This window comes from Dialister sp. CAG:357 (assembly GCF_000435155.1).
Taxonomy (GTDB): Bacteria; Bacillota; Negativicutes; order Veillonellales; family Dialisteraceae; genus Dialister; species Dialister hominis.
The window spans coordinates 13,202-22,594 of sequence record NZ_FR896465.1 but is presented as its reverse complement, the minus strand read 5'-3'; the positions used below and the strand labels follow the sequence as shown (position 1 = coordinate 22,594).

Sequence of the window (9,393 nt, the reverse complement as noted above, 5' to 3'; positions counted from 1 at the left end):
AGGAGTACGTTTACACAAGATTATTTAAACACTCAATTTTTTATTTGCAGAATAACCTTCAAATAAATAACTGAATTTATTAATTATTTCATTAATTGGTGTAATACTCAATAAAGGTGTTGCTGTATTTATTGAGCAGTGTTCAATATATGCCGCAGTGTTATTTATTCTATTAATCTCGTCCAAAAAAGATTCTATTTTTCTCTTATTTCGAGTATTTCCTAATTTTTCAAAATCATTTTTTAAGCTGTAAAAATTATCAACAAAATCATTTTTTTTAATCTCCGAGTTTAAATTAAGAAACAATTTACCGACACTAGTCCCCAGTTGATGTTTTATACTAGAAACCGAGTAATCAAACTCACACCTATCAGGTATATGACTATATAATTCTATAGGTTCAATCACTAGTTCTGGAATGGAAGAAGTAAATCCTCCAAAATTTCTCGTAGTAGCCTTTGGTTTAACTTGGCCACTAATAACTTCTATACTAAATGTATCTGTTATTGTATTGAATGTTGAATTTGCAGTATATATATGTCCACCATCATCCGTTATTTCTACTTCTGGTAAAGCTGATGAGTTATTTTGAAATTTATTATCATCTGGAATTTCAATTCTATCACGCTTCATAGAATTAAAAGCAGTAGCAATAGAAGTTTTTCCAAATCCATTAGGGGCAACAAAAAAAGTTGGCATATTAGGACATACGCAACAAGAAAATTCTCTTGATGATATTCCACGAACATTTTCAATTTTTATTTTCCTTATATTCATTAATATCTACTCCCCCCTAAAAATATTGCAACCAATAAAATATTTAAATTTTCTCTACTTTTTAACACACGATAAAAACAGGTATTAATAAACAATTTATGTTTTAAATTGTTTCTCCGCATCTTCTTTGATCAACAAAAATTTGTTTACGCTAACAATTTCTCTTTCCAATATCCCAGAATTTATTTCTGTTCTTTCTAATGGCCAATTTAATAAGCTACATACAATACGTTCCAAAACATATTGCAAATGTTCATGCGCATATGAAAGAAATCCCAACATTTCTTGTGTATCTCCATGCACAAGTTTATTTCTAATATCAGATAAGCCTGGCTTATGATCTGATTTTTCAAAGACGGGCCAAAGTGAAGATAAATCTATAGAGTTATCTTTACAGAAGTCATCAAAAACTGTTCGCAAAGCTACTCGATTTAATTCAGGTAATTTTGAATATAGTTCACCACGTTTAATTTTGTCTTTAACTTCATGATGTATAGTATTTTTCACTGCTTTATTTAAACTTTTACATTCATCTTTACTTAAAATAAATTCTCTATTTACCGTACGGCGATACGTAAGAACAATCGCCTCTAGTGCAGCAAAAAGTATTAAATAATTTTCTTCAAGAATAATATTTTGACTGTTCCATGGACAAAGTACATATATTGCATGTTTTAGCGATTCTTTATATGTAGATTTTTTAAAAATCGGATATATATGATCCATAAAATTTTTGAACTCTCTAAATTCCACAACACCATCACGAATTGAAGGGCGTCCTTTGCCATCAGGGAACAAACAATTGCCACGATAATAAGTACAATGTTGATGATTTCCTAACGTTAGCTCAAACCCAGTCCATACAATGCAAGTTCGAAATGCAAAAGATATCAATAGCAAAAATTCGTCTAGCATCGGTTTAATTTTAAGGAGAACATCAGAAAGATTAGTAATTGCGATATTCCCAGTAACTATTGCAATTAAATAAGGACTTGCAGCATATCCTTTTCCTTTTTTCTCATAGTCATACATTTTATCAAATTGAACAAATATATCATCGTGTAATTTAAATTTAAAATTTTCTTTATTACAATGATTAACTTCAACTGTTCCATCATTCATTTGGTTGATTATTTGTGGTACCTGAATCTTATCATTTGGACTAATCCAAAATATTATTGATGAACACGATTCTATTTCCCAAGAAACTGTGTCTGCAATAAAAAAATCGTTAGCCTGTAATTCTACATAGCACTCATTTACTTCTTTACTATAATATTTACATTCAGACTTGATTACATAAGCTTCATCACTGTGAAATTTACTATCACCTATATACGCATCAAATTTGAATTTAAAGTATGGCTGTATATTGTTCCATATATCGTTCATCGGATATAAGTGTATTTTTACATTTCCCATTCTTCCTGGCAACTGAATTTTACATTTAATACCCTTTGCCATAAACGTATCCACTGTCAATGTAGCTATTGCTGTATACTCTTGTCTCATTTTCATTCCCTCTTACATCCAACCTACTCACTCACTGGGGATTTTTTTCAAAACATCCAACTCATACACTCGTGAACCCCTTATCCAACTCACCGTCTAAACTATCAAAAAATAACTTTCGTCGATATGTTCCCATGGGGTGATGAAAATTCGATTTTAGGTTTCTCATTTTTAATCTCAAAATCGTGAAAGCAGCTTATTTACTACACTTCCCAGCGTTTTTATTTCTCTGTCCTAGACATTAAAGCTACGCACTCGACGTGAGTGGTCTGTGGGAACATGTCCACGGGCTGGACGGACTGGAGTTTGTAGCCTAAGCGGCCCAAGATCTCTGCGTCGCGGGCGAAGGTGGCGGGGTTGCAGGAGACGTAGACGATGCGGGCGGGTTGCATGCCTGCGGCGGATTTGAGAACGTCTTCGCTGCATCCGGCTCTGACGGGGTCCATGACGATGACGTCGGGGCGAAGGCCTTCTTCGTAGAGTTTCGGCATGAGGAGGCCTGCGTCGGCGGCGTGGAATTCGGCGTTTTCTATATGGTTGAATGCGGCATTTTTCTTAGCGTCTTCGATGGCTTCCCTGACGATTTCGATGCCGATGACGCGGCGTGCTTTTTTCGCAAGGCAGAGGGAAATGGTGCCTGTGCCGCAGTAGGCGTCGATGACGGTTTCCCCGCCTTTGAGATCAGCGGCATCCAAGGCTTTCTGGTAGAGGACTTCTGCCTGGGCCTTGTGGACCTGGAAGAAGGAAAATGGCGATACTTCGAAGGCAATGCCGCAGAGGGATGCGGTGAGGGTCTTTCTTCCCCAGATGTGGTGGATTTCCGGTCCTAAGATGACGTTGCGTCTCTTATTCTGGACATCGTGGTAAAGAGAAACGACTTCGGGGAGGGCTTTCTGGATTTCTTCAGCCCAGAGGTCCTTCTTCGGCAGGTTTTCGGTGGCGGTCACGATGACGGCCATGACTTCCCCATTATCGCCGACACGCCCCATAACGTGGCGGACGCAGCCTTTTCCGGATTTCTCATTGTAGCCGGTAATGGCATGGCGGATCATGAAATCTTCCGCAAAGCGGAGAAGGCGGTTGTTTTCCTCTTCCTGAATGAGGCATTCCTGAACCGGGACGATCTGGTGCGTGCCCTGGCGGTAGTAGCCAAGAACGGGGCCGCCTGTCACCTGTCCGACAGGGACGGCCATTTTATTTCGGTAATTCCATTCATGCGGCGCGCCAAGAATCGGAAGGACGACGTCTTCGCTTGCCTTGCCGATGCGGACCATGACGTCCTTCACGCGGCGTTCCTTCGCTGCCAGCTGGCCCTCGTAGGTCAGATGGGAAATCTGGCATCCTCCGCAGGAATCATAGACCGGGCACTGGGGCACCGTACGGTAGGGAGACGGCTTCTCGACGGAAATGAGTTTCCCGGAAGCGTACGATTTCTTGATCAGGATGATCTTCGCCTTCACCGTCTCTCCAGGAAGAGCTCCCGGAACGAAGACAGTAAAATTCTCCGCCGATCCGATGCCTTCGCCATGGACACCAAGATCGCGGATCTCGATCGTATACGTCGCGTTTAATGTGAGTGGGGTATTTTTAGTAGACATAACAAGCTCCTTTGCTCCTCCCATTATACCATGGAGTGTGATGGGAAAATGAGAATATCCAAGAGCCTCGGGCCTTTCATGCATAGTAAAAGAGTGGCATCGCGCCACTCTTTTTTAAATTATTTCACTTGCCCATAGTAGGCATGGGGTCCGTGTTTTCTTTCGTAGTGTTTTTCCAGGATGTAGTTCTGTATCCTTGCATCCGGCGAGAGAAGAAATGTCTTGAGGGCCATTTCTGCGACTGTTTCCAGGACGACTGCATGGTATGCAGCTTCTTTGGCATCTTTCCCCCATGTGAACGGGCCATGGTTTCTGACGAGTACGCCGGGCGTGGATTTAGGATCAATCTTGAGATCACGGAAGGTTTCAGCGATCACTTTTCCCGTATTTCTTTCGTAGTCGTCTTCCACTTCTTCTTTCGTGAGGGGTCTGGTACAGGGAACGGGTCCGTAGAAATAGTCTGCATGGGTCGTGCCAATAGGGATGATCGGCCTTCCGGCCTGTGCGAAGGCTGCGGCGTGAATGGAATGGGTGTGGACGACTCCGCCGATTTCCGGGAAGTTCTTGTACAGTTCAATGTGGGTCCTGGTATCTGAGGATGGTCTCAGATTTCCTTCCACCACTTCGCCTTCAAGGTTTACGACGACCATATCGGAAGCTTTCAGGTATTCATACGGTACGCCGGACGGTTTGATGACGATGAGGTTTCTTTCCCTGTCGATTCCGCTCGCGTTCCCCCATGTATAAAGCACGACATGATGACGGGGAAGTTCCAGATTTGCCTCCAGCACTTCTTCTTTCAGTTCTTCTAACATCCAGGCAGCTCCTTTCCCAAGGTCTGTTGAAGCTTATTTGTCTTCAATCACCCATGCTTTTTCCGCTTTGAACGTGACATAGGCGTCACCGCTGAGAAGCGTTTTCCCTGGATCGAACATGTCTACAATCCATTCCTTGTCCAATTCATCCTTGACGAAGTAGCGCACTTTTTCGCCCAGGAACATGCGGTTTACGATAGAGGTCTTGATATTGACCTTCCCCTCCGCTTTTTCCAGGGAGATCTTTATGCTTTCCGGACGGACGGATGCGATGTACCTGGCACCCGGGGTGACGGGATTGGTGGAATGGAATACGGTATTTCCATAAGCCACGTCGTTATTCCCTTTTCCTTCTACGGAAATGAGATTGGTTGTGCCGATGAAATCAGCGACAAACTGTGTCTTCGGTTCGAAATAGATTTCCTGCGGCGTGCCGACCTGATGGACTTCGCCGTCTTTCAGTACGACGACGGCATCCGACATGGAAAGGGCTTCTGACTGGTCATGTGTTACGTAAATAACGGAGAGTCCCATTTTCTGCTGGATGGTTCTTAATTCGACACGGACGCTTTCGCGGAGCTTCGCATCCAGATTGGAAAGCGGTTCATCGAGAAGAAGGACGTCCGGTTTCATGACAAGTGCTCTTGCGACAGCGACACGCTGCTGCTGGCCGCCGGACATCTGGTTCGGGAAACGTTTTTCCATCCCTTTGAGCTGCATGAGTTCCAGTGCATCTTCCACGCGCTTGATCATTTCATCTTTGGGAACCTTTTTGACTTTCAGCCCGTAAGATACGTTGTCAAAAACGTTCATATGAGGGAAGAGCGCATATTCCTGGAATACCATGGATGTATTTCTTCCATAAGGAGGAATCCTTTCGACGTTCTTTCCGTTCAGGAGGATTTCCCCTTCATCGGGTTCATAAAATCCTGCAATCATGCGGAGGAGTGTCGTCTTGCCACAGCCGGATGGTCCCAGAAAGGTAATGAAATGGCCTCTTTCAAAGGACAGATTGACATTCTTGATCACATGGCTTTTCCCGAAATATTTATTGATATTCTTTAACTGCAATACATAGTCTGCCATACTTTATTCCCGCTTTCTTTACAGATCAAAGATATTGATTTTATCTCTTAAGATGAGCTTCACGATACCAAAAGTTGCATAAATGACAAGCATAATCCCTACTGCCGTGGCGCTCGCTGTAGGAAGGAATCCCTGATTTGCCAGACTCATGATATTGATGGATGCCAGGTTCCATTCCGGGGAAACCAGGAAAATAACAGTTGACAGCGTATTCATGGATCGCATGAAAGCATAAACGAAACTGACGGATAAGGAATTTTTCAGCATAGGAAGGACGATTTTGCGGAATGTGGTGAAACTGTTCGCGCCCAGGTTGGTCGATGCTTCTTCCAGCGAGCCCTCGATCTGCTTCAGCCCTGCTACCGCCTGCCTGTATCCGACAGGAAGCTGTCGAAGGGCCATACCGAGGATAATGATGCCGAGCGTACCCGTCATGGCCAGCGGTCCGTCGTTAAAGGCAAGGATCAATGCCAGGCCGATGAATGTACCTGGAAGGGATACCGGAAGCATGGCAAGGAAATCCATGATCGTTCTTCCGGGGAATTTCTTGCGGATGGTAAGAAAGGCAAGCGCAATGCCCAGAACTGTCGTGATGGCAGCTGTCGATATGGAAGCCACCCAGGAATTGATCATGACATGGGAGTGGATGACGCCTTCCTTGAAATATTCGAGCGTAAACGTGTAGTCATACCCGAATGCAACGGTAAAGGCAAAGAGGAATACGACTCCGATGATCATTAAGATCCCGAGGCTGAGCAGCATGGAGAATGCAAAGAGAAGCCATTTTGCAAGCGGCCCCGTGGTGACGCGGATCAGCCCTGCGACAGGTTTCCCCGTAACGGTTACGTAAGAATTCTTTTCCAGATAGTACCTCTGGATGAAGAATACGATCAGTGTCGGAATGACAAGGAAAACAGAAAGCGTGGCGCCCATGGGAAGATCCCAAGCTCCTGTGACCTGTGTATAGGCTTCTGTCGCCAGTACCTGATAATTTCCTCCGACGAGCATCGGGTTGCCGAAGTCTGCCAGAGAGTTGATGGCTACCAGAAGAAATGCACTGGCAATGCCCGGGGTTGCCAGCCTCAATGTGACAGTCCTGAAAAGATACCAGCCTCTTGCCCCCAGGTTCTGTGCAGCCAGTTCAAGATTCGGGCTGATGCTCTTAAGCACCCCTGAAATCGTGATATAGGCCAGAGGGAAGAATGCAACAGTCTGCGCCACCCACAGGCCGAATGGGCCGTACAGGTCTACCTTCAGATGAAGGAGGTTCCAGGTGATAAATCCGCGCCTGCCGAAAAGCATGATAAAGGCAAGGCCCGTCACGACAGACGGCGCCATCGTAGGAAGGAGAGCCACTACCTGAAAGAACCGCTTGCATGGCATATCCGTATAATGGATGCCGTATGCAAAGAGAAACCCGAGGATGATGGCACTGAATGTTGCCACGAAGGAAGAATACAGCGTATGCGCGAAGGCAAGGACAAATTCTTCTTCCGTCAGCGCACGGATCCAGTCACTTACGTCCGGGACCAGCAGTATTTTCACAAATGGATAAATGATAAAAACAGCAAACAGCAAAAATACAACGGATATGCTGATAAGGAGCGGCGGCTCCCTTAAGAGGGCCTTGAATTCCGCCATTCCTCCTGTATGTTCATGCCCTATATCTTTTTCGCTCATAGTGACTCCTTACAATGATTTAAGAAATCTATTGTAGAACAATAATGCCTCCGCCAGAAAGGCAGAGGCATCATCTGAACCAATTTAATTTGCGAAGAATTCGTCGCAATTCTTCTGCTTATCTGCACCGGCCTTGATCAGGTCATATTCCTTGAAGAGTGGGAGCTCTTTCAGAGGCTTCATACCTTCTGGCGGAGCTACATCAGGGTTGCATGCGATACCATGGGTGGATTTTACCATGATTTCGCCAGCTTCTTTCGTCAGTACAAAGTCGATAAATGCTTTAGCTACATCAGCATCAGCAGCGCCTTTGATCAGGCCAACAGGGCAGACCGTCCAGCCGGAATTATTGTAAATCGTGCTGTGGATCTTCTGTCCCTTTGCGCTGACCAGATTCTGGTCAGAAACAAAGTTGACGCAGATCAGGTATTCTCCGGCACCTGTCTTCTGTGCTGGTGTAAATCCGGAAGGAGTGAACTGTGCTACCTGGCCTTTCAGTGCTTTCAAATAGGTCCAGCCTTTTTCTTCGCCCATGGACTGAAGAACGGAGCTGATGAATGTATTGCCTGTTCCGGATTTTCTCGGATCTGGCATAATGACTTCGCCCTTGAATTCCGGTTTCAGAAGATCATCCAGTGTTTCAGGAGCCTTGACGCCCTTTGGTTCAAATTCTTCTTTGAAACGTTTTTCGTTATAGCCGACAGACAGAGCTTCCAGGTATGTGCCATACCAGTATCCATCCTTATCCTGATACTGCGGAAGAATCATCTTCGCATTCGGTGACTTATAAGCTGACAAAAGTCCGTCAGAAGCTGCCTTTGCGTGAGCATCTGCTGTGCCGCCCAGCCATACATCCGCTTTCGGTGAATCCTTTTCAGCCTGAATACGAGCTAATGCTTCACCAGTTGGCAGTCGGATAAAGCTTACATCAGCACCGGTCTTCTTCTTGAATGCGTCCGACAGTTCCTTTGCCGTATCTTCATGGAAAGAAACATACATAACCAGTTTCTTACCCTTGAAATTCTGTGCCGCATTGGCCGATTTTGCTGCATCCCCAGAAGATGAGCCGCCGCAGCCTGCCATTAACAGAGCTGCACCTGCTAACATACCTGCAACTATAGCCTTCCACTTCATTCCACGCATCTCCTTCCAAATATATATTACCTTTACAAACGTCTTACGTATTCTTTACACATTTTAGCACACAATTAAGTTGAATTATATACTAATTATGGCTATTTGCTATTTAAGTATCGTATATTAGGTTATTTAGCACTTAAACTCATACATACCGTTCAATATATGCAAAATAGAGCCGTTTGATTCTCATTATTGGTATACTATTTATTGGAAAATAGTACCGCCATCATTTTCAATGATTGATATGTTTGCAAAAGGCATCTTACCTCCTTTCCAAATTCGCACCTCGAGGCTATTGTATAATATTTATATTAGAACTTTAATCCAACACAAAGAATAAAGAAATGGCTTTCATTTCACATCTTCCATGGCAAGGTTAAGGGCATATCTTGATTTTTATCGGTGCTGGTAAAATTTAGCAGCCAGCAAAGATCTAAAGGGGGAAACCGTAATGAAAATTGATGTAATGCTTGAAATTACACCTAAAATGGTAGAGGATGCACAGGGGCATGATAAGAAATCTTTATCTGGACATTTGGGAACTCATTTTGATGTAATGAATAAGGAATTTCCTTTAGAGTATACCCAGAGAAGAGGAATCGTATTTGATGTCAGCGGGATCAAAGACAGGGATATCGGTGTCTTTGATGTGGATCTGGAGAAAGTTCCCGCGGATTCATTTGTCATGTTTTACTCAGGATTCATTGAGGAGGAAGGCTACGGAAGTGCAAGGTATTTCAAGGAGCATCCGCAGCTGTCTGATGAATTGATTGAGAAATTGGTCT

Annotated in this window: 8 protein-coding genes; 1 reads left to right on the top strand and 7 read right to left on the bottom strand. The window is 43.9% G+C overall.

Features of this window, described 5'->3' with window-relative positions; translation table 11 throughout:
- Positions 1-24: 24 nt before the first annotated feature.
- From M3200_RS08200 to M3200_RS08170, 7 genes are all read right to left on the bottom strand, one after another.
- Positions 25-777 (bottom strand): ATP-binding protein, encoded by a 753-nt coding sequence (locus tag M3200_RS08200; RefSeq protein ID WP_022383045.1) that lies wholly within the window; start codon positions 775-777, stop codon positions 25-27.
- 96 nt (positions 778-873) lie between these two features.
- Complete coding sequence (locus M3200_RS08195) at positions 874-2,289, bottom strand: hypothetical protein (RefSeq protein WP_022383044.1); 1,416 nt, start codon at positions 2,287-2,289, stop codon at positions 874-876.
- A 221-nt stretch (positions 2,290-2,510) separates the two neighbouring features.
- Positions 2,511-3,887 (bottom strand): 23S rRNA (uracil(1939)-C(5))-methyltransferase RlmD, encoded by a 1,377-nt coding sequence (gene rlmD, locus M3200_RS08190; protein ID WP_022383043.1) that lies wholly within the window; start codon positions 3,885-3,887, stop codon positions 2,511-2,513.
- 119 nt (positions 3,888-4,006) lie between these two features.
- Complete coding sequence (locus M3200_RS08185; protein ID WP_022383042.1) at positions 4,007-4,702, bottom strand: L-ribulose-5-phosphate 4-epimerase; 696 nt, start codon at positions 4,700-4,702, stop codon at positions 4,007-4,009.
- A gap of 33 nt (positions 4,703-4,735) precedes the next feature.
- Positions 4,736-5,788, bottom strand: coding sequence for an ABC transporter ATP-binding protein (locus M3200_RS08180; protein WP_022383041.1), 1,053 nt, complete (start codon positions 5,786-5,788; stop codon positions 4,736-4,738).
- An 18-nt stretch (positions 5,789-5,806) separates the two neighbouring features.
- Positions 5,807-7,468, bottom strand: coding sequence for an ABC transporter permease (locus M3200_RS08175; protein WP_022383040.1), 1,662 nt, complete (start codon positions 7,466-7,468; stop codon positions 5,807-5,809).
- Positions 7,469-7,552: 84 nt separating this feature from the next.
- A complete protein-coding gene (locus M3200_RS08170; protein WP_022383039.1) occupies positions 7,553-8,602 on the bottom strand; it encodes an ABC transporter substrate-binding protein in 1,050 nt (349 codons plus the stop codon).
- A gap of 457 nt (positions 8,603-9,059) precedes the next feature.
- Between M3200_RS08170 and M3200_RS08165 the strand changes: the two genes are divergently transcribed.
- The coding region (locus M3200_RS08165; protein ID WP_288178237.1) for a cyclase family protein at positions 9,060-9,393 on the top strand (334 nt) is incomplete at its 3' end.